This window comes from Fundidesulfovibrio putealis DSM 16056, assembly GCF_000429325.1.
GTDB lineage: Bacteria > Desulfobacterota > Desulfovibrionia > Desulfovibrionales > Desulfovibrionaceae > Fundidesulfovibrio > Fundidesulfovibrio putealis.
Window position 1 is genome coordinate 324244 of the sequence record NZ_KE386885.1, and the last position, 19457, is coordinate 343700.

Annotated in this window: 18 protein-coding genes; 7 read left to right on the plus strand and 11 right to left on the minus strand. The window is 62.5% G+C overall.

Annotation, left to right across the window (positions count from 1 at the left end):
- Nucleotides 1-20: 20 nt before the first annotated feature.
- Genes G453_RS0118250 through G453_RS25100 form a run of 5 tightly spaced genes read left to right on the plus strand, consistent with a single transcriptional unit; the run spans nt 21 to nt 2541 of the window.
- Nucleotides 21-929, plus strand: a complete 909-nt coding sequence (locus G453_RS0118250) for an MlaD family protein (RefSeq protein ID WP_027192191.1) — start codon at nt 21-23, stop codon at nt 927-929.
- A complete protein-coding gene (locus G453_RS0118255; protein ID WP_027192192.1) occupies nt 926-1552 on the plus strand; it encodes an ABC-type transport auxiliary lipoprotein family protein in 627 nt (208 codons plus the stop codon). The genes G453_RS0118250 and G453_RS0118255 overlap by 4 nt, the downstream gene beginning before the upstream one ends.
- Nucleotides 1549-1953 carry a DnaJ family domain-containing protein gene (locus tag G453_RS0118260; RefSeq protein ID WP_043646348.1) on the plus strand — a complete coding sequence of 135 codons (405 nt, stop codon included), beginning with the start codon at nt 1549-1551 and terminating at the stop codon, nt 1951-1953. Before G453_RS0118255 ends, G453_RS0118260 begins: the two co-directional genes overlap by 4 nt.
- A complete protein-coding gene (locus G453_RS0118265) occupies nt 1950-2180 on the plus strand; it encodes a hypothetical protein (RefSeq protein WP_027192194.1) in 231 nt (76 codons plus the stop codon). Before G453_RS0118260 ends, G453_RS0118265 begins: the two co-directional genes overlap by 4 nt.
- A 34-nt stretch (nt 2181-2214) precedes the next feature.
- Nucleotides 2215-2541: a lysozyme inhibitor LprI family protein gene (locus tag G453_RS25100; RefSeq protein WP_169725366.1), complete on the plus strand. Its 327-nt coding sequence runs from the start codon at nt 2215-2217 to the stop codon at nt 2539-2541.
- A gap of 488 nt (nt 2542-3029) precedes the next feature.
- Here the strand turns inward: G453_RS25100 and G453_RS25105 are convergent, their stop codons facing one another.
- The 8 genes from G453_RS25105 to G453_RS0118310 form a co-directional block, all read right to left on the minus strand.
- Entirely contained in the window at nt 3030-4379 is a 1350-nt protein-coding gene (locus G453_RS25105) for a transcription antitermination factor NusB (RefSeq protein WP_051272602.1), read from the minus strand.
- Nucleotides 4380-4539: 160 nt separating this feature from the next.
- Nucleotides 4540-5388: a DUF116 domain-containing protein gene (locus G453_RS25110; RefSeq protein ID WP_084502530.1), complete on the minus strand. Its 849-nt coding sequence runs from the start codon at nt 5386-5388 to the stop codon at nt 4540-4542.
- An 87-nt stretch (nt 5389-5475) separates the two neighbouring features.
- Nucleotides 5476-6465: a methionyl-tRNA formyltransferase gene (gene fmt / locus G453_RS25115; protein WP_051272603.1), complete on the minus strand. Its 990-nt coding sequence runs from the start codon at nt 6463-6465 to the stop codon at nt 5476-5478.
- Nucleotides 6466-6476: 11 nt separating this feature from the next.
- Nucleotides 6477-6992 (minus strand): peptide deformylase, encoded by a 516-nt coding sequence (gene def, locus G453_RS0118290; RefSeq protein WP_027192196.1) that lies wholly within the window; start codon nt 6990-6992, stop codon nt 6477-6479.
- Nucleotides 6993-6995: 3 nt separating this feature from the next.
- Nucleotides 6996-8819 carry an aspartate--tRNA ligase gene (aspS, locus tag G453_RS0118295; RefSeq protein WP_051272604.1) on the minus strand — a complete coding sequence of 608 codons (1824 nt, stop codon included), beginning with the start codon at nt 8817-8819 and terminating at the stop codon, nt 6996-6998.
- 19 nt (nt 8820-8838) lie between these two features.
- On the minus strand, nt 8839-10089 hold the full coding sequence (gene hisS, locus G453_RS0118300) for a histidine--tRNA ligase (protein ID WP_027192198.1): 1251 nt from the start codon (nt 10087-10089) through the stop codon (nt 8839-8841).
- Nucleotides 10090-10153: 64 nt separating this feature from the next.
- Entirely contained in the window at nt 10154-10879 is a 726-nt protein-coding gene (locus tag G453_RS0118305; RefSeq protein WP_027192199.1) for a class I SAM-dependent methyltransferase, read from the minus strand.
- A gap of 122 nt (nt 10880-11001) precedes the next feature.
- A complete protein-coding gene (locus G453_RS0118310) occupies nt 11002-12624 on the minus strand; it encodes an SGNH/GDSL hydrolase family protein (RefSeq protein ID WP_156921007.1) in 1623 nt (540 codons plus the stop codon).
- A gap of 318 nt (nt 12625-12942) precedes the next feature.
- Here G453_RS0118310 and G453_RS25120 point away from each other — a divergent pair, with 318 nt between their 5' ends.
- Nucleotides 12943-13614, plus strand: coding sequence for a phosphatase PAP2 family protein (locus tag G453_RS25120; RefSeq protein ID WP_043646355.1), 672 nt, complete (start codon nt 12943-12945; stop codon nt 13612-13614).
- A gap of 247 nt (nt 13615-13861) precedes the next feature.
- Here the strand turns inward: G453_RS25120 and G453_RS0118320 are convergent, their stop codons facing one another.
- The 3 genes from G453_RS0118320 to G453_RS0118330 form a co-directional block, all read right to left on the minus strand.
- Nucleotides 13862-16201 carry a glycosyltransferase family 39 protein gene (locus tag G453_RS0118320; protein WP_027192202.1) on the minus strand — a complete coding sequence of 780 codons (2340 nt, stop codon included), beginning with the start codon at nt 16199-16201 and terminating at the stop codon, nt 13862-13864.
- 107 nt (nt 16202-16308) lie between these two features.
- Nucleotides 16309-18000, minus strand: coding sequence for a glutamine--tRNA ligase/YqeY domain fusion protein (locus tag G453_RS0118325; RefSeq protein ID WP_027192203.1), 1692 nt, complete (start codon nt 17998-18000; stop codon nt 16309-16311).
- 282 nt (nt 18001-18282) lie between these two features.
- Nucleotides 18283-18489, minus strand: a complete 207-nt coding sequence (locus tag G453_RS0118330; protein ID WP_027192204.1) for a Nif11-like leader peptide family natural product precursor — start codon at nt 18487-18489, stop codon at nt 18283-18285.
- Nucleotides 18490-18619: 130 nt separating this feature from the next.
- Here G453_RS0118330 and G453_RS0118335 point away from each other — a divergent pair, with 130 nt between their 5' ends.
- Nucleotides 18620-19366 carry a methyltransferase domain-containing protein gene (locus G453_RS0118335; protein ID WP_272483552.1) on the plus strand — a complete coding sequence of 249 codons (747 nt, stop codon included), beginning with the start codon at nt 18620-18622 and terminating at the stop codon, nt 19364-19366.
- Nucleotides 19367-19457: the final 91 nt, after the last annotated feature.

The window sequence follows — 19457 nt, forward strand, 5'->3', positions numbered from 1 at the left end:
CCCCGAACAAGGAAGAAGGCGTGTTTTCGAAAACAGCACACGTGAAGGACACCGTGAAAGCCAGCGCGGCCATCGTCTTGTGTCTGGCCATCCTGGGAGCGTTCGTGGTGGTTCTGGGCGGATACCGCTTCTGGGAGAACCTGGAACTCTACAACATCCGCTTCAAAAGCGTGAAGGACCTCTCCAGCGGCAGGCCGGTGAAGTACGGCGGCCTGGACGTGGGACGCATCCTGTCCATCGGCGTGGACCCGGAAGACCCCCGCATGATCCGCGTGGTGATCGGCCTGACCACGCGCGTGGAGATGCGCGAGGGCGTGGTGGCCAGAATCGCCCAGAAGGGCCTGGTGGGCGATTACTACGTGTTTCTTGACCCTCAGGGAAAGCTGGGGGAGCCTCTTCCTCCCGGATCGTTCATACAGTCCATGGAGACCGTGGACATGTCCCAGCTGGCGGGCATGGCCGGGGAGATCCTCATGGAGTTGCGCCCGCGCCTGGAACGCATCGCCATGAGCCTGGAATCGCTGCTTACCAGCGAGAACTCGGCGCGCATCGCGGAGCTGCTCCAGAAGGCACCGGCCTTGGTGAGCGACTTGCAAACCACGGTGACCCAGGTGCGCGGAGACTTCGCGAAGCTGGCCGGAAGCGGGCAGCAGGCTGCGGACAACGCCTCGCGCACCCTGAAAAGCATGGAGCAGGCCGTGGATACGCTCAAGCGCGAGCTTGAGAAGACCCTGGCCGACATTCGGGGAGAGGTGAAGCAGGTGGGAGCGCTCACGGACACCGTGCACAAGGCGGTGCGCCACGATCAGGCCCAGCTTGAAGACATCCTGGGCAACGTGGAGCGTTTGAGCACGGATCTGAAGCATCTGGCGTCCCGGCTGCGCGAGAGGCCCTGGGAGATCGTCAACAAACCCACGGAGCGCAAATGATCCACGCACGATTGACAACGGCGGCCTGGCTGATTCTGGCCACAAGCGCGTTCCTGGGCGGATGCCTGGGCAAGCCCGGCCCGGTTGAAGAATATTTGCGGGTTGGCGGGGGAGAGGCGGCCTGCGCCCAGGAGATGCACACGGGCAAGGCCCGCGTGGCCGTGGCCCTTCGGCAGGTGAAATCCGCCGACGCCCTGGACCGCCAGGCCGTGATGCTGGCGCGCGGACGGGTCATGTCGCCGAGCCTACGCTGGTACTGGGAGGCGTCTCCCTGCCGTCTGGCCGAACAGGCCCTGGTGCGGGCCGTGAACTGCACGCCCGGGCTGGCCGCCATCTGGCCGGTGCGCTCCTCCACCGAGGCCCCTTTGGGCATGACCGTCACGCTGACTTCCTTTGAGATGCAGGAACAGCCACCTGTGATGAACGCAGCCATGGACTGCCAGATCTGGGACGGATCGGGCACGAAGCTGCTGGCGGCGCGCACCTTCAGCGCGCAGATTCCGGCACGGGCCCTGGACGCGCAGTCCATCGCGGAGGCGGGCAGCAGGGCGCTCTCCGGGCTTTCCGGCGACGCGGCCCAGTGGGTTGCGTCTCTGCCCACGCCAGGAGCGCCGGGAAAATGATCGCGGCCATAGCCTACGTAGCCGAGGAGCGCATCCGCGCCGCAGCGGAGCGCGGCGAGTTCAGGAACCTGCCAGGAGCAGGCAAGCCCCTGGACCTAGATGCCGACGCCAACATCCCGCCTGAGCTGCGCATGGCCTACACGCTTCTGAAGAACGGTGGCTACCTGGACGCGCAGCACGAGCAGGACAAAGCCCTGGAAAAGCGTCTGGACAGCCTGGAAGCCATGCTTGGCCAAAGCCCGGCAGAGCGTACGAAACTCAGGCAGATGCTGAAGCTCCAGGTGATGGAATTTCGGACCAAACGGGCAACCGGCAAGGAACTTGCCCTGGAAACGGGCGAGCACTACTACGGCAAGGTCGTGGAGCGAATATCCGTGAAGGCCGGAAAGGAGGGCATATGAACTGTGACAAAAATCCGAGCGTGAGCCGATGCAATGACGACTTTCTCCGAGAACAGTTTCCCTATCTGAAGCGCGGTGAGAACGGCGAGTTCATCATTCCAGCGCAACAGATTGAAGATTTCGTCGCCAAGTACCAGTCTCTCTCGGACAACGATGACCACCTGGAGCGGCTGCGCCAGTACCGCGCAGGCGGCCAGCGCGTGAAGCCTTCAGAGCTCGATGACTAGGCCAGTGTTCCTTGCGGCATGCCTGGTGGCATGTTTGGCATGGAGCGCCTGCGCCCGGGCCCAGAACTGCGACAGGCCGGGCAGCGTCGCTGAGATGACCGAGTGCGCCACGCTTCGCCTGCGGGCAGCGGAGCGCGAAATGGCCAATTACTACGGCATCCTGCTGGACTCGGAGGACAAAGACTTCGCCAAGGCCGTTCGGGAGGCCCAGGAAGCCTGGATGCGCTGGCGCGAGGCAGAAGCGAAACTCGTGGAGCACACCGTGAACGATCCCGGACTGGTGCTGTACACCCGACGCACCCAGGAAGCCCAGATGACCGAGGACCGGGTGAAGGACCTGCGCAGCCTGGCCGGGAACTGATGCGCCAGATGCGCGTGCGGCCGGCAGCCTCGTCTTTCAGGGGAGGCCCTCGGGCGAGGCCTTTGCCACGGGCCGTGAGACATAGCGGGGGCAGTTGCCTCCGGCTCGGCAGAAGGTCATTTTCTCGCGCTGGCTTCCTGGCTGCCAGAGGTGCCAGAGCTGCATCGACATCTGGCCTGAATCACAAGTATCCATACAGGTTGTCAGGCTATTGATCCCTGGCCATTTTCCTTCCGTCGCGAACCTTGCAGAGTCTCCTGAACCATTCCGTTGAGTTGCATTCCTTCAAGTATTGAGGCGAAGAAGCGCCGCAGAGTCACAAGAAAACCTCAAGCATCTCTCCAGGCGCGTTCAAGTGCCACTTCAACCATCGGAAAATCCAGGACAAACTATGCAGCGAGGGCCGGGCAGCGAAGATGAAGCTCTTCGCCGCGCGGCCCTCGCCCTAAAGAATCACTTGAAACAACCCGAAACGTAATACGAACCGATTACGAATTCTTCTTCCAGACCCCGCCGTAGAAGAACTCGCGCAACAGGCTCTGGTCATCCCACCCGGCCAGGATCTCGCGCGTGAAGCCCAGGGACTCGATGATCTCGCCCTGACGCTCGTTCTCGTCGCGGGTCATGGTGCAGGTCATGTACACCAGCAGGCCGCCTGCGGGCAGCTTGTCAGCGCAGCCGTGGATGATGGCGCGCTGGATGCCCGCCAGATTGGTGATGTCGGTCTGGGTGCGCTTCCATTTGGCGTCCGGGCGACGCGACAGCACGCCGAGACCCGAGCAGGGCGCGTCCACCAGGATGGTCGCCGGGGCCTCGCGGAAGCAGGCCGTGGCGGCGTTGGTCAGGAAGGCCGGGATCTGCGGCAGGTTGAGCCGCTTCATTTCGTTCCTGAGTCCGCGCAACCTGCGTGCGTTCACGTCCGAAGCCCACACGCGCTCATGGCCCTGCTCCAGAAGCACGGCGGTCTTGCCGCCGCGCCCGGCGCAGGCGTCCCAGATGGGCTCAGGCCAGTTGACGCTGTCCAGGCGGCGCATGATGTCGCCCACGGCTACGCTCTGACGGCTCAGAAGCCCCTCCCTTTCGCCGGAAACCAGGTCAGGAAGCACTGCGGTGGCCTTGGCCGGGTCGTAGGCCAGAAACGGCGGATATTCGGCGTAGGCCACTCCAGGCTGTGACACCAGATAGTCGAAGGCGGGGCGTGCGCGCTCGTGCAGGGCGTTGACGCGCACTCCTGTCAGCGGAGGCAGCAGCTGCGCTTCCAGCAGGTCGTGCGTGCGCCTGTCGCCGTAGTCGCGCAGCCACAGCCGCACCAGCCATTCCGGACAGGAATACCAGATGGAAAGCGCCTGGGCGCGCGAGGTGCTGCCGTGTTCGTAGAAAGCGCGGTTCAGGGCGTCGGGTCCAAGGTCCTGGATGCGGCGCAGCACCGCGTTGGCCACGTTTGCAGAGGCCTGCCCCAGGCGGGATTTCACGGCGTCCACGGCCCAGGAGAGCGTGGCGTGGGGCGGAATGCCACCCAGATGCGTCAGCTCGAAGGCGGCCATGCCCAGCACACGCAGGATCAGGGGATGGGTGCGTTCGGGCTTGGCGAGGTGGCGGCGCACCAGATGGTCCATGCGGCCCTTGAAGCGCAGGAATCCGTAGGAAAGTTCGGTGGCCAGACCCTTGTCGCGGGGGTCGTGCAGCACGCGCAGGGCGTTGTCCAGGGCGGGCTGGATGTCCTGGCCGGGTTTGCCGCTGATGGGAAGCGCCTGTTCAACGGCTGTGAGCGCGGCCACGCGCGCGGCAGGTATGGCCTGGGGTTCGGAAGAGGACTGATCGGTCTGTGGGGTGTTCATGAAAACCTGGGGCCGCGTCCTGCCTGTGCCGAAGCCGGGCATGGGCGCGGAAGTTGAAGTTTTGTCGAATGGCCGCAGTGCCGCAAGACGGCGAAACTCCGTCCGCGCTGGATGCCTGGATACGCGTCCCTGAAGCTGCGGGAAAGCTGCCGTCGTGGAATCAGTTGATGGACGTGCCGGGCTGTCCGTCGGAAACGCCCAGGTCGCGCATGCGGGGGATGCGCGGAACGATGACGACCGGCGCGGCCTCCATGCGCAGGAAGTAGCGCAGGGCGATCTCCATCTGGTCGAGGGGCACCAGGGTGTCCAGGCAGGGTCCGTGAGGCCGTTCGTTCAGGATGCCGTACACCGGCAGGGGGTAGGTGTCCTGGATGCCGCTGGACAGGTCGCGCTCGCAAGCCACGGCCAGGATCAGCTTGGGGCGTTTCTGCACCACGATGCGCCGGGCGATGGTGCCGCCGGTGGCGATGGCCATGTCCACGCCGTAAGCCTCGGACAGCGCCAGCAGCCCGGCCACGGGGCACTTGCCGCAGCGGGTGCAGTTGTTGATGTCGTAGGTCAGGCGCACGCCGCAGCGGCTCGATTGCAGGCAGTGGGGCAGGAGCAGCAGGATCTCGTGGGGCTTGTAGTCGCGGCCCTGGCCCAGCACCAGTTCGTTGTTGACCTTGATGAAGGAGTTGCGCACGCGCTCCTTGGAGATGCCGAACAGGCGCGCCAGGATGATCATGAGCGGCAGGAACAGCTTGATGGTCACGCCGCGCAGTCGGTTGGTGAAGGGCAGGGTGCGCCCGGCGGCCACGGACAAGGCCAGGCCCAGGCTGGCCCAGCCGACCACGGCGATGATGCAGGCCACCATCACGCCCCACACGGCCGAGGCCCAGGGGTGGATGGAATTAAGCCCGATGGTGGGCACGATCCACAAAAGCGCCAGAATGCCGCACACCACCAGGGAGGATGCGGAGATGAGCCCGATGAACAGGCGCTTGCGCGAAGACTCGACAGCTTCCATAGTTGGGGTCAACCTAATCGCTTTGCGTGGAAATGCAATATGGGCGGCGGAACCGGACCGTCAAAGAAGGAAAGGCTACGGGCCGGATCAGGCCAGCAGGTCTTCAGGTGCGGGACAGACCAGGGGGATGCCGCAGTCGATCTTGTTCAGGTAACCGCAGGCAAAGGCCGTGGCGTCCATGGATTTCTTGCCCGAAGGTTGAACCGATGGAATGTGATAGGTTCCATCAGCACAGGCTATAACAAGACGCCCTGAGACAAGCCCGCAGACGCGTCCTGGAGGCATGTCCGTCATATCGCCCTGCACATGGCATCCAGGATGAGCCAGAAGGCGAATATGGCGATTTTCACCTGGAACGGGCAGGTTGAAGTAGGCTCCAGGCCTTGGAGTCATGGCCCGGATGTGGTTGTGCACTTCCAGCACGGGACGGTCCCATCGGATGAGGGTGTCGTCCTTGGTGATCTTGGCCGCGTAGGTCGCCTGGGCGTCATCCTGGGGGGTGGGCGAAACAGGTCCGGCGGCCAGAAGCCCCAGAGCCTCCACGGCCATGTCCGCGCCGAGTTCTGCGAGACGGTCGTGCAACTCCCCGGCGGTCTCGTCCGGGCCGATGGGGATGTGGCGCATGAGCAGCATGGGGCCGGTGTCCAGTCCGCGCTCCATGCGCATGATGGTGATGCCGGTCTCGGTGTCGCCGTTCTCGATGCAACGCTGGATGGGCGCGGCTCCTCGGTAGCGCGGCAAAAGCGAGCCGTGCACGTTCCAGGGGCCAAGTGCGGGGATGTCCAGCACGGACTGCGGCAGGATGAGCCCGTAGGCCGCCACCAGAAGCACGTCCGGCTTCAGCGCGGCCAGTTCGGCCACGTCGGCTGGGTCCTTGAAGTTCAGCGGCTGGAACACGGGCAGGCCGTGCTCCAGGGCCAGGCGCTTGACGGGCGAGGGCGTGCACTTGTGGCCGCGACCGCAGGGACGGTCGGGCTGGGTGTACACGCCGACGACCTCGAACGGGCCGCCTGGAGCCGTGCCGGAGGCGGCCAGGACCTTGGCAAGGGTCGCCGCCGCAAAGTCCGGCGTGCCCATGAAGACTATTCTCAAGATTCCTGCTTCCTGGCTTTCTGCCACTTCTTGATCTTGTTGTCGTACAGGGCGCGCTTCAGGCGGCTGATATGGTCGATGAACAGCACGCCGTCCAGGTGGTCGATCTCGTGCTGCAGGCACACGGCCAGGATGCCGTCCGCCGGAAGCTCCACATCCTTGCCGTCCAGATCCTTGGCCTTGACCACGACCTTTTCGGAGCGCGTCACCTTGGCGCGGAACTGGGCCACGGACAGGCAGCCCTCTTCGTCCGTCACCTCTCCCTCACGAGAAACGATGACCGGGTTCACCAGGAACATAAGCTCCGTGCGCTCGTCAGGCCCGGAGATGTCCACGGCGATCAGGCGGCAGCATTCGCCCACCTGGGGCGCGGCCAGTCCGATGCCGCGCTGGTCGTACATGGCCTCGGCCATGTCCTTGGCAAGCTGCTTGTGCTCATCGGTGATCTCGGTGATCTCCTCCGCGCGCTTGCTCAGGATAGGATGAGGATATTTGAGAATGGGGCGAGGCATGATCTATTGGCTTTCCTTGGCCGCGCTTTCCCGCAGCTTGATGCCCAGTTCGCGCAGCTGCTTGGAGGCGACGGCGCTGGGGGCTTCGGTCATGAGGCAGGTGGCCTTCTGGGTTTTGGGGAACGCGATGACGTCGCGGATGGACTTGGCTCCGGCCATGAGCATCACCAGCCGGTCCAGGCCGAAGGCAATGCCGCCGTGCGGGGGGGCGCCGTACTGGAGGGCGTTCAAGAGGAAGCTGAACTTCTCCTCGGCCTCCTGGGCGTCGATGCCCAGGGCCTCGAACATGGCGGACTGCTTGTCGAGCGTATGGTTGCGGATGGAACCGCCGCCGATCTCGCTGCCGTTCAGCACCAGGTCGTAGGCGCGCGCCAGGGCTGCGCCCGGATCGGACTTCAGGACTTCCAGGTGTCCGTCCTTGGGCGAGGTGAAGGGGTGGTGCTTGGCCACCCAGCGCTTGTCCTCGGGGGAGTATTCAAGCAGCGGGAAATCGGTCACCCACAGGGGCGCGAACACGCTCTCGTCGATGAGGCCCAGGCGCTCGCCCAGCTGCACGCGCAGATACCCCAGGGCGTTGTTCACCATGTCGGAAGCACCGGCCTGGAAGAACACGATGTCGCCAACCTGAAGCTGGAGGCGCTCAGCCAGGGCGGCGCGCTCCTCGTCGGAGAAGAACTTGGCGATGGGCGACTGCCACTCGTTCTCGCGGATCTTGATCCAGGCCAGACCCTGCGCGCCGTAGATCTTCACGAACTCGGTGAGCTCGTCGATCTCCTTGCGGGTCATGGTCTCGCCGCCGGGAACGCGCAGGCCCTTGACCAGCTCGGCCTTGGCGAACACGCGCAGCTCGCAGCCGCACACGATGTCCGACACATCGGTAAGCTTCAGGTCGAAGCGCACGTCGGGCTTGTCCAGGCCGTAGTCGCGCATGGCGTCGTCGTAGGTCATGCGGGGGAAGGGGCAGGGCAGCTCCTTGTTCAGGCACTCGCGAAACAGGGTGCGGATCATGGTCTCGGCCATGTCCATCACCTGCTCCTCGTCCACGAAGCTCATCTCGATATCGATCTGTGTGAACTCGGGCTGGCGGTCGGCGCGCAGGTCCTCGTCGCGGAAGCATTTGACGATCTGGTAGTAGCGATCCATCCCGGCCACCATGAGCAGCTGCTTGAACAGCTGGGGCGACTGGGGCAGCGCGAAGAACTCGCCCTGGTTGACGCGGCTGGGCACCAGGAAGTCGCGCGCGCCTTCGGGCGTGGACTTGGTGAGCATGGGCGTCTCCACTTCCAGGAAGCCCAGGGAGTCCAGGTAGCGGCGCACGGACTGGGCCGCCTTGGAGCGCAGGATAAAGTTCTGGGCGAGCTTGGGGCGGCGAAGGTCCAGGTAGCGGTACTTCAGGCGCAGCGCCTCGCCCGCGTCGATGCGGTCCTCAATGGTGAAGGGCGGGGTCTTGGAGGTGTTCAGGAGCTTCCAGTCATTGACCACGACCTCGATCTCGCCGGTGACCATGTTGGGGTTGGCCATGCCTTCAGGGCGCGAGCGCACCGTGCCGCGAATGGCCAGCACGTACTCGGAGCGCACCACGTGGGCGCGCGCGTGGGCAGCGGGGGCGTGGTCCGGGCTGAAGACCACCTGGGTCAGGCCCTCGCGGTCGCGCAGGTCCACGAAGATGAGGCCGCCATGGTCGCGGCGGAACTGCACCCAGCCCATGATGCAGACATCAGCGCCGATGTCGGCGGCGGTCAGCTTGGAGCAGGTGTGGGTGCGGCGCCAGTCTCCCAGGGGATCGGCGGCGCGGGGGGCCTCGTCAGCGGAAAGAATAGGGTCCATGAAACGTATGCTCCGGTGGTTACTTGCGAAGATGATCCAGGAGGGAGTCCTGGCTTATGGTGTCCTGGGTTCCGGCGGTCATGTCCTTGACCACGATGGTCCCGGCCTCGAGCTCCGAGTCGCCCAGGATCAGGCAGAAGCGTGCGCCGGATTTTCCGGCCTGGCGCATCTGGGACTTGGCGGATTTGGCAGCCAGGGCGCATTCGCCGGTCATGCCGGCGGCGCGAAGCTTCTGGGTGAGCAGAAGCCCTGCGTGCAGCCCGGCCTCGCCAAGCACCGCCAGATAGAAATCAGGCGCTTCAGGGGCGCACTCTCCCATGAGCATGGCTAGGCGCTCCATGCCGCAGGCGAAGCCCACGCCCGGCAGGTCCGGCCCGCCAAGCGTCTTCACCAGGCCGTCGTAGCGGCCTCCGCCAGCCACGGCCGACTGCGCGCCGATCTTGCCCGAGGTCACCTCGAAGGTCGTGCGTACATAGTAATCAAGGCCGCGCACAAGTCGAGGGTTCAGGGTGTAGTTCAGCCCGCCCGCATCAAGAAGCGCGGTGACGGTTGAGAAGTGGTCGCGGCAGGACTGGCACTGGTAGTCCGAAATCTTCGGCGCGGAGCGGGTCAGCTCCTTGCAGGCCGGGACCTTGCAGTCCAGCACGCGCAGCGGGTTGGTCAGCTTGCGGCGCAGGCAGTCCTCGCAGAGCTGGCCGCCGTCGAAGCCCCGGAAGTATTCGTTCAGGGCGTCGTTGTAGGCGGGGCGGCAATCCGGGGCGGAACACCCCAGCGAGTTCAGCTCGAAGGTCAGGTCCTGAAGGCCAAGTTCGGTCAGGAACTGGGCCAGCATGAAGAGCATCTCGGCGTCCAGGTACGGCGAGGGCGACCCGAAAGCCTCCACGTCGATCTGGTGGAACTGGCGCATGCGGCCTTTCTGCGGACGCTCGTAGCGGAACATCGGCCCGGCGCAGTAGAGCTTGGAGAGCTCCTCCTGGGCGTGCAGGCCGTTCTCAACGTAGGCGCGCACCACGCCCGCCGTGGCCTCGGGGCGCATGGTCAGGGAGCGGCCCTTGCGGTCCGGGAAGGTGTACATCTCCTTCTGGACCACGTCCGTCTCCTCGCCGATGGAGCGCGAGAACAATTCGGTGCGCTCAAGGATGGGCAGGCGCACTTCCTTGTAGCCGTATTGGGCGAAAACACGCTTGGCGGTCTGCTCCAGGCGGTCGTAAACCTGGGCGTCGCGAGGCAGTATGTCCGCGAAACCTTTGATTTTCTGGATTTTTTCCATAGATATTCCTTCAGCGCCGGAGCGCCTCGCAAACACGGGCTGTTAGCCCCAACACCTCGACTTGTCAAAAACTCTTTGAAGGCTGGGCGCCTGCGAAAGCGGCCAGGGGCGTAAGCGGAGGCTCTCGGGTGAGGTCCACGGACAAGGCGCAGTAGGCCCCGATGGGTACGGGCAGCACCATCCGGCCAAGCCCCCACAAGGGAAAACCCTCGCGCCAGGTCCAGGTTGGGCCGGGCAGCACGCAGCCTTCGTGCACCGGGGCCGGTCCCACTGCCCTGCGAATCAGCCTGCGCATGCCCCAGGGGGTGAACCACCTGGCCTGGCTCAGGAGTTTGTGGCGTTTGGCCGACAACCGGTAGAGCGAAAAGCGGTTCACGTACCCCACGATCACCCCGCGCCGGGCCACGCGCGCGGCTTCGATCAGCACCCGCATCGGGTCCTCCACGAACTCGAGCAGGGTCAGGATGGCAACATAGTCGTAGCTGTCCGTGTCGTAGGGCAGGTGGGTTGCGTCGCCCAGATTGAAGTCGGCCCGGTTGCCCAGGCGTTCTCGCGCGGCTTCGAGCATCACAGGGGACTTGTCGAAGCCGGTCACGTCGAAGCCTGCCCGGTGGAAGAACTCCAGGAACATGCCAGGACCGCAACCCACCTCAAGGAGCGTGCGCGAGCGCCGGGGCCAACCGGCGGTCACCCACTCCAGCAGGCGGCACTCCTGCGCCAGGGCGTAGGCCCCGTGCGGGGTGGCGAGCCAGCGCTCGTAGCGCTCGAGGTCGTGGCGGTCCCAGAGCATGATGGCCTTTCCTTGGAGTTATTCGTCGTGGGGAATAATACCACGGGCTCTGTTTCACGAAAAGGAAAATGGCGAAGGCGGAGTATGGCCGGGATGCCGCTCCATCATGGGGTGCAATGCGCTCAGCCCTTGTCCGGAGGGTAGAGAAGCAGTTCGAAGCGCCGGAAGGATTGGTCGCCTTTGTTCTCGAAGATGAACCCGCCATCGCGGACAAAACCAAGTTTCACAGTGATTGTATTGATCTGAGCCGACGCAGGTTTGAGTGTTACATGGTACATGTTTTCAAGGTCTTTCCAGCGTTCCGGAGCGTTTGAGTTGGCGGTCGAGAAACTGGTTTCCTCATTGTTGGCGGAAAGCGACGCGGAAAATGCATTGGAGCGGTTGTCACCATCCTGGAGATGCGGGAAAAATACTGCTCCAACCTGATCGACTGGTTTTTTTATGCGCAGCTCAAGCGTTGCGGATGCGGTCGGAGCGTTCTTGAGGTCGCAGGTCACATACTGGATCGAGCCATCCCCTTCTTTTCTTATGATAATGTTGTCGCGTTTGAAATGAACAATCTCCATAAAGTCTGTTGAAGAGAGGTGTGGATATCCTGCCTCATCGAAAGTAACCATAACCTTGTCCGGAACGGCATGATTGTAGGACGGCATGTTCCTCGTGAACGCAGCGGTTTTGCGTGGAGCTTCGCCTATGGAGTCGATTCGTTTGGAGATCCCCTCTGCTATGATGGAATTGCCGAGGACATTGCAGTGGTAGTCAAACGGTTTGCAAAACAGCTCGACGCCATTGTCCCGGGTGAGAGATCTGAATTTGTCCGTAAGATCAAGATACTTGATGTTGTTTTGGATGCAAAATGGGATGAGTGCTGCTGAGGGGGCGTTGTCAAAGGAGTTCATCTGTTCGTGGTGCGGAATGATGACCAGGAGGAAGTCGATTCCGTCAGACTCAACGGATTGTTTGAGCTTCAGAAGGACATCAAGGTATCGATTCCAGAGAGGCCAGAGTGTTTCCAGGTTCTGTTCGTCGAGAATCCGTTTATCCTCGGAGAGGAGGTCGTCGACAGTCCTGGATATGGTGTACTCACGCTTTTCAAGAAATTGCGTGGCAATATCCATGTTGCGGGAATCGTCAGGCTGTGTCTGATCCCCGAAAAGCTCTTTCGAAAGCAATGAATAAGCCGGAAATTGTTCAAGTTGCTTGATGAAAAGACGGGATATGTCGCGCGCCAGGGAAAAATCCTTGAAAATGTTGTACGTGTAGTCTTGCCTGGTGAATTTGTAGCGATACGGCTTGGAGAGCAGGCGTATGTTGTGAATGTCAAATTGCAAGATGACCAGGTTCGGTTTGATATTTCGCGCTTTGTCGATGTAATAGAGATAAATGTCTTCGATGCCAGTGTCAGGAGTCCCCGAGTTGATGATCCGATACGATGGCGCTGGTGATTCTGATTTCGCGTTCAGCTGCTTTTCAAGCGCAGCAGGAAAGGTCGCCGTGTCAGGAACACTGACTCCAAATGTATACGAGTCGCCAAGGCACAAGATAAGCTTGTCTGGTGTTTCAATGCTTGTGCTGCTATTTGAGCGAAAGCCGTTTCCATCCGTTGCATACAGGTAGGGGATGCGCGGATGCCAGAACGCAGATGCGCTGAGGTATGGTTTCAGATTGCCAAGCTTGTTGCTGAAAAAATGCGGAACAGGTTGAATATTCAAGATGGATTTGTTGACCCTGGCGAAAAATTCCATGCAGAGGAATGAAAAAATAACGAATAAAAATATAAATACTGAGAGTAGCGTTGTAGGCTTGTGAGGACGCATGTATTTCAATTTCCCGCTGTGCAGCGTATGTGTTCAAAAAGTGTAAGACACGGATGGCGTGGTTGTCCGTGCTTCACTGTATTGGTAAAAAAGCAAGTGAGTCGTAAAAATGGCATGATTGAAAAGAGTGTTCGTCTGTCATAAGCAATGTCCATGATTGATTCGAAACATACAACCGTATCAGGCCTTGAGAATCAGCACATGTCCTAAATCATGTCATCCGATCAACAAGCGAGGAGAAGCAGCATGCGACCATTCGCCGCGTCCATGGCCGTTGTTGTGGCCCTGGCCCTGCCAACATTTTGCCTGGGCCAATCCCTGGGTCCCGACGCGTATTTCTCCAGCAACGCGGCTGCGTTGCAAGCACTTATGCTCCTGCCGCAGCCGCCTGCCCCAGGGACCGCCGCGCAAGGCGCAAACATGCTCATCCTGAACACCGTCATGAATACCGCCACCCCACAGATGGTGGCCCAGGCCCAGGCGGACGCCATCCCTTCGGTCTTCGACTTCTCCGCTGTGCTCGGCGAGGACTTCACCGCCCAGAACCTCCCGGCCACGACCAGCTTCTTCCAGAAAGTCACCATCAACACCCAGAACGCCAACGATACCCTGAAAAATATCTACAACAGCCATGGGCCCGTCACCCCTGCGTCCTACCCCAGCAGCCACGCCCTGCTGGGACTCGTCGACGGCGTGCTGCTCGGCGACATGATCCCGGAAAAACAGGGGCAGCTCCTGACCTACGGCGTCCAGTACGGCCTGAACCGCCTGATCCTGGGGCAGCATTGGCCCACCGACGTCTGCGCCGCCCAGATGGAGACCGGCATATTCCTGGCCGACCTGTTCGCAAGCCCGCAATTCCAGAGCGATTTCAACGAAGCCAAGGCCGAACTGCGCGCCCAGCAGGGGCTCAAGTAGCTGAGGCTGGGGCGCTGCCCCAGACCCCGGCGGGCTCCGCCCTGCACCCGCCGGTGGCCCGACTGTTGTCCCCCTGGACCCGATAGAGGGTTTCGCGCAGATGCCGCCCAGGCGCCAGGGCAGCGACTCAGAGGTCGGCGGGTGTCCGAGGCTGGAAGGAACAGGGCTGAACCGCGTGTCAACGACGCGGCGGCCCTGCGGACGGACAACCCGAAAGCGGCAGTGTCCAGGCAAGTCCACGCCTGGATCAAAAATCGAGCTCCAGCCGGGTGAAGGCGACTGCGTACGGAGTGGAGTCCTTGTCGTTGAAGACGAACCCGTGTCCATTCTGCATGGAATACGCAAACTCCAGAACGTTCTGCCCCGGTGTTACCGGGATGCGTAATTCCTGTTCCGCGAATGCGCGCATCCAGGGGTGCGCGGGCAGGTCCTGGAGCGTGGCGGTCCGGACTCCATTCACCAGAACATCGATCTTCTGGCCGGGAATGGGGTTGTTCACGGCGAAGCGCAACGTCATGTGGTCCCTGCCGGGGGGAGCGTCGAAAGAGACGGTGGAGCTCTTTCCCACAGCCCAGCGCCAGTGGTTGTGTTGTTCGGACTCTACGCTGTTCAATCCTGACATGGAAATGGTGGGGTCAAGGCCGACGGGCTTGAAAAGATCGCCATGCAGCGGCGCAGCGTCAATGCGAAGCCCCTTGAAGGCGACGCTCTCCAGGTTGTCGCCGGGATATGACGGGCTCACGGGTACGGCCAGCATGACGACCCGCAGCGCCAGGCGCTTGTAGGGGGAGAACCTCCTGAACGTCAGCACGGCCTGCCCGCTTTTGGTGGGGCCTTCCTGAGTGAACAAGTCCTGCCATTCCTCTGCGTCGAAGCGCCCCTGGAGGCGAAAGGAGTTGCCCTCGCCGTGGTTGTGGAAATTGAGGTCCAGCTTGAGCTGCTGGGTGCGCGAGGCGTTGGCGTTGTCCACCTCGAAGAGCATCATGGTGGGAGCGTTGTGGCGTGAGGGCATGAACTGATAGCCCATGCCGTAGCAGGGGGAGGCGTCCGTGATTTCGCTGGCTTTGGAATAGACGGAATACGGATCGGCATTCAGGGCGACGGAGGAGGGCAGCGTAACGATGGAGGGCCGCTCGAAGGGGACCCGAAGACGCGCCGCAGTGACGCCGCGAATGGTGAACTGGTCCAACACTTCCGCACGTCCGGCAGGAGCGTCGTCCCGGTAGCCCGCCAGGACGAAGCGGGTCTCCTTGCGGTCCTGGCCTACATGCTGATTGGCCAGTGGGCTCGGCTGGAACCATTGGGAGAAGTACCATCCCAGCGCGCTGGACTGGCCCGAGTCGAGACAGGCCAGGGGCTCTCCCGCCACCAGGAAAGATGCCTGCCTGCGCCCCATGGGCTTCAGATAGCCCCCCTCGATGCCTGAATACTCCGTGTAGTAGGCTTCCCAGTGCTGGGAGGTGATGTGAACCATACCGGAAACCGCCAGCGCGGCAGCGAAGATGCGGGCTGCGGCAGCGCTGCGCAAAAGCCCGGCAGCGCAGCAGGCCACTGGCATGAGCAGCAGCGGAATGAGGAACACGGCGTTCCAGGGGCGGAAATCATAGCCGTATTTGCCCAGAATCAGCACCACCAGCGGGGTGACGATAAGCGCCATTGTGACTGCGGCCACAACCCGGTTCCTGCGCCACAGCAACACGAATCCCAGCGCGGCCATGCATCCAATCGCCCCAACCAGGAGGGGATTTTCGAAGAAATAGAGCGCCTTGCCGATGTTATCCAGGCTGATGCGGACAGTGTCCGCTGCCGTGGACGTGAAGGGGTTGATCTCAGCCTTGATGATTGCCGACCTGGACAGGAACGGCCAAAGCACCGGCAGGGACGATGCCACGCCAAGAAGACCGTAGAGAAACGACGTGCGAAGCCACGGCCTGGACCGGAGCAGGAGCCCCAAGGCCAGGATGATGGTTTCGCAGAAGACCAGCAGGAAGGACAGGTAATTGAGCGAGAACATCAGGAGGTTCAGCGCGAACAGGCCCGCTTGGCGCCTGGAAGTGCTGCGCTCGAACAGGGCAAAATAGACCGGAAGCTTCAGCAGATACAGCAGCATGAAGGGCGCGTAGGGCCGGAGCTGGCGCGACAAGAAGAGATGCAAGGGGTTCACGGCAATGAACGCGGCAAGGACAAGGGCTCCGTTCTCCCCGAGGATGCCCCTGTAGCCTTTGTAGGCGACCACGATGGCCGCGACGCCGGTCAGTGCCGGAAAGAGGCGCAAGGTGAAGTCGGAGTCGTCCATGAGCAGGACGAACTTGGTGAACATGTACAGGTAGGGTGGGTGAATCTCGCACAGCCGAGTCCAGTCGAAGATGTAGGCCAGCGGAAATCGGGCCGTGAGGGGTACCAGATGCTCGTTCCACCACAGGGAAGGAGTGCCCAGATGCAGGAAGCGCAGCCAGAATCCGCAGGCGATGATGATCCACAGACAGATCAGCGATGCGTTGCGCTCCGACCATTCCCGGAGGGAGAAGGTCCTGGCGGCTTGGTTCTGCGCGAGTTTGACCGGGCTGGCGTCGGATGCTGGTGTCATGCGGGTACTCTCCTGAAAATCGGGGGCGCAGGGCCTGCGCAAAACAAGCCCGCGAACCAGACGGTGCATCTGGTTCGCGGGTGATCAGTCGCACAGGCGGGAAGGGTCTACGCGCCCTTCTTTTCCTGCTTGGCCCAGGAGTCCCTTAGTCCGACACTCCTGTTGAACACCAGCCGGTCCGGGCCGTGGTCGCGCCTGTCGGCCACGAAATATCCCAGGCGTTCGAACTGGAAGAACTGTTCGGGCGTGGCCTGGGCGAGGCTTGGCTCCACCGGGCAGTTGGGCAGCACTTCCAGGGCGTTGGGGTTCACGTAGTCCTTGAAATCCTTGCCTTCTTCCACTGCCATGGGGTCTGGCTTGGTGAACAGGCGGTCGTAGAGGCGCACTTCGGCCCAGGCCGCGTGTTGTGCGCTCACCCAGTGGATGGTGCCCTTGACCTTGCGACCGTCATTGGACCAGCCGCCGCGCGTGGCCGGATCGTAGGTGCAGCGGATCTCGGTCACTTCGCCGGTCTCGGGGTCCTTCAGCACGTCGGTGCAGGTGACGTAATAGGCGTGGCGCAGGCGCACTTCCTTTCCGGGCGACAGGCGGTGGTAGCCCTTGGGCGGCACTTCGCGGAAGTCGTCCTGCTCGATGTACAGCTCGCGCGAGAAGGGGATCTGGCGCGTTCCCAGCTCGGGCTTCTCGGTGTGGTTGGGGCACTCGAAGATCTCTTCCTGGCCCTCGGGATAGTTGGTGATGACCACCTTCACCGGGCGCAGAACGGCCAGGGCGCGGGGGGCGCGGTCGTTCAGGTCCTCGCGCAGGCAGGCTTCCAGCATCTCGATTTCCACGGTGTTGGCGGCGCGGGCCACGCCGATGCGCTCCGCGAACAGGCGGATGGACTCGGGCGTGTAGCCACGGCGGCGAAGGCCCTGGATGGTGGGCATGCGCGGGTCGTCCCAGCCGGTGACGTGGCCTTCGCTGACCAACTGGATCAGGCGGCGCTTGCTGACAACCACGTAGGTCAGGTTCAGGCGCGCGAACTCGTACTGGCGCGGGCGCGACGGCACGGGCAGGTTGTCCAGCACCCAGTCGTAGAGCTCGCGGTTGTTCTCGAACTCCAGGGTGCAGATGGAGTGGGTGATGTGCTCCAGCGCATCCGAGATGCAGTGGGTGAAGTCGTACATCGGATAGATGCACCACGCATCCCCGGTGCGGTGGTGATGGGCGTGTCGGATGCGGTACAGGGTGGGGTCGCGCATCACGATGTTGGGCGAGGACATGTCGATCTTGGCCCGCAGCACGCGTGCGCCGTCCGGGAAGTCGCCCGCGCGCATGCGCCGGAACAGGTCCAGGTTCTCGTCCACGGAGCGGGTGCGGTAGGGGCTGTCGATGCCGGGTTCGGTCAGGGTGCCGCGCGCCTCGCGGATTTGCTCGGCGGTCTGGTCGTCCACGTAGGCCAGGCCGCGCTGGATAAGCATTTCGGCGAATTCGTAGAGCTTCTCGAAGTAGTCGGACGCGAAATACATGCGGTCGTCCCAGGAGAAGCCCAGCCAGTTGACGTCGGCCTGGATGGAATCGACGTATTCCTGCTCCTCCTTGGAGGGGTTGGTGTCGTCGAAGCGCAGGTTGCAGGTGCCGCCGAACTGCTTGGCGATGCCGAAGTTGAGGCAGATGGACTTGGCGTGGCCGACGTGGAGGTAGCCGTTGGGCTCGGGAGGAAAGCGGGTGGCCACGGAGGCGTACTTGCCGCTTTTCAGGTCCTCGTCGACGATGGTGCGTAGAAAGTCCAGATGCTCTTTGACGGTATCGCTCATGGTGAATCCTTTTTCACGAAGTTGCCGAACCAGCCAGAAATAGGGAAAAAGCCGAGAACGGTCAAACAGAGCTGGGCAGAGCTGGGCAGCGCGGGTTGAGCCGGACCGGCAGAGTAGGACAAAACAGGCCGGAGGGAGGGGAAAGCCGGGTTGAGCGCGTCGGCCGTAACGGTTGAAAGGGCCGGCGCGGCAGGGCGGCCCAGGAGCGCACGGGCTCTCCCGGGCCGGTACAGCCAACCGGCTGGCCGGGCGCATGGGGAGCCCGGTTCAGCCTTTTTCGCTTCAGTCTTTCTTGGGAAGCTGGTCCGTTCCGTGGGTCTCGTACACGGCTTTCTGGGCCTGCTTGAACTCGTCCACGGTGAAGTCGAAGCCGTTTTCGCGCAGGTAGGCCCAGTTGGCGGCCGCGTCCTGGCATTCGTTCACCTTGGCGCGAAATTCGGGGTCCAGGCGCATGCGTTCCATGTATGCAGTTGCGGATTCAATACTCACGGGTGCAACCCTCCTTGGTGAGGCATGCCTTGAAGAGTAAGCAATTTGGCAAAAATGGCAAGATGGGCTGTGGCGGTCCAGTGCAATCAGATTTCTTGACGATTTAGCGAGGCATTAATAGACTTAGTCTATGCAAATAACCACCGAGCAACGCAGCCAGATCGAGGCGTCCATCAGGGACAAGTACCGCAAGGTGGCTTCCTCCGCCGCCGGACTGTTCAGGTATCCCACGGGCCAGGCCGGGCTTGACGGCCAGGGCTACGCGCCCCAGTGGCTCAAGCACCTGCCGCCTGCCGTGCTGGAGTGCTTCTGCGGGGTGGGCAACCCGTTCTCCATGGGTGTGCCCGCAAAAGGGCAGGCGGTGCTGGACGTGGGCTGCGGCTGCGGCGTGGACACGCTGGTGGCGGCGGAACTGGTCGGTGAGGCAGGCCGCGCCGTGGGCCTGGAAATGTCTCCCGATATGCTGGGTACGGCCCGCCTGAACGCCCAGGCGGCTGGCGCGCGGAACGTGGAATTCGTGGAAGGCTCCGCCGAGAAACTGCCTTTTGAGGATGCCGTCTTTGACCTGCTCATCTCGAGCGGGGTCTACAACCTGGTGATCGACAAACAGGCGGCCCTGGCTGAGGCCTTCCGGGTGCTCAAGCCCGGCGGGAGGCTCCAGATAGCCGACCAGATGCTCACAGGGCCTGCGCCCAGTGCGCCGGGGGACGCCGTAGCCTCCTGGTTCACCTGACAGGGCGGCGCGATACCGGGAACGGCGTTCCTGGACATGCTCGCTACGGCAGGTTTCGTGAACGCGGCCAGCCACGGTGAGACGGGCTTCAAGAGCTCTCCCGTGACCATGGGGATGCACTTCAGCGCGCAAAAGCCCCTTTAGTGTCGCGATTAAGGAAAACATGAACATGTTTTCCTTAAGCCATAAAATGGTTCTCTTTGATTAGCGTCATACATGCTTGAACGATGGAGTG

Coding starts and splice junctions, on each gene's coding strand:
- G453_RS0118255 (WP_027192192.1), top strand. CDS start 926: ATGATCCACGCACGATTGACAACGGCGGCCTGGCTGATTCTGGCCACA.
- def (WP_027192196.1), bottom strand. CDS start 6,992: ATGCCTCGCCCCATTCTCAAATATCCTCATCCTATCCTGAGCAAGCGC.
- G453_RS0118310 (WP_156921007.1), bottom strand. CDS start 12,624: ATGGAATTTTTCGCCAGGGTCAACAAATCCATCTTGAATATTCAACCT.
- G453_RS25110 (WP_084502530.1), bottom strand. CDS start 5,388: ATGGAAGCTGTCGAGTCTTCGCGCAAGCGCCTGTTCATCGGGCTCATC.
- G453_RS25105 (WP_051272602.1), bottom strand. CDS start 4,379: ATGAACACCCCACAGACCGATCAGTCCTCTTCCGAACCCCAGGCCATA.
- G453_RS0118305 (WP_027192199.1), bottom strand. CDS start 10,879: ATGCTCTGGGACCGCCACGACCTCGAGCGCTACGAGCGCTGGCTCGCC.
- hisS (WP_027192198.1), bottom strand. CDS start 10,089: ATGGAAAAAATCCAGAAAATCAAAGGTTTCGCGGACATACTGCCTCGC.
- G453_RS0118260 (WP_043646348.1), top strand. CDS start 1,549: ATGATCGCGGCCATAGCCTACGTAGCCGAGGAGCGCATCCGCGCCGCA.
- G453_RS0118325 (WP_027192203.1), bottom strand. CDS start 18,000: ATGAGCGATACCGTCAAAGAGCATCTGGACTTTCTACGCACCATCGTC.
- G453_RS0118320 (WP_027192202.1), bottom strand. CDS start 16,201: ATGACACCAGCATCCGACGCCAGCCCGGTCAAACTCGCGCAGAACCAA.
- G453_RS0118265 (WP_027192194.1), top strand. CDS start 1,950: ATGAACTGTGACAAAAATCCGAGCGTGAGCCGATGCAATGACGACTTT.
- G453_RS25120 (WP_043646355.1), top strand. CDS start 12,943: ATGCGACCATTCGCCGCGTCCATGGCCGTTGTTGTGGCCCTGGCCCTG.
- fmt (WP_051272603.1), bottom strand. CDS start 6,465: ATGGGCACGCCGGACTTTGCGGCGGCGACCCTTGCCAAGGTCCTGGCC.
- aspS (WP_051272604.1), bottom strand. CDS start 8,819: ATGGACCCTATTCTTTCCGCTGACGAGGCCCCCCGCGCCGCCGATCCC.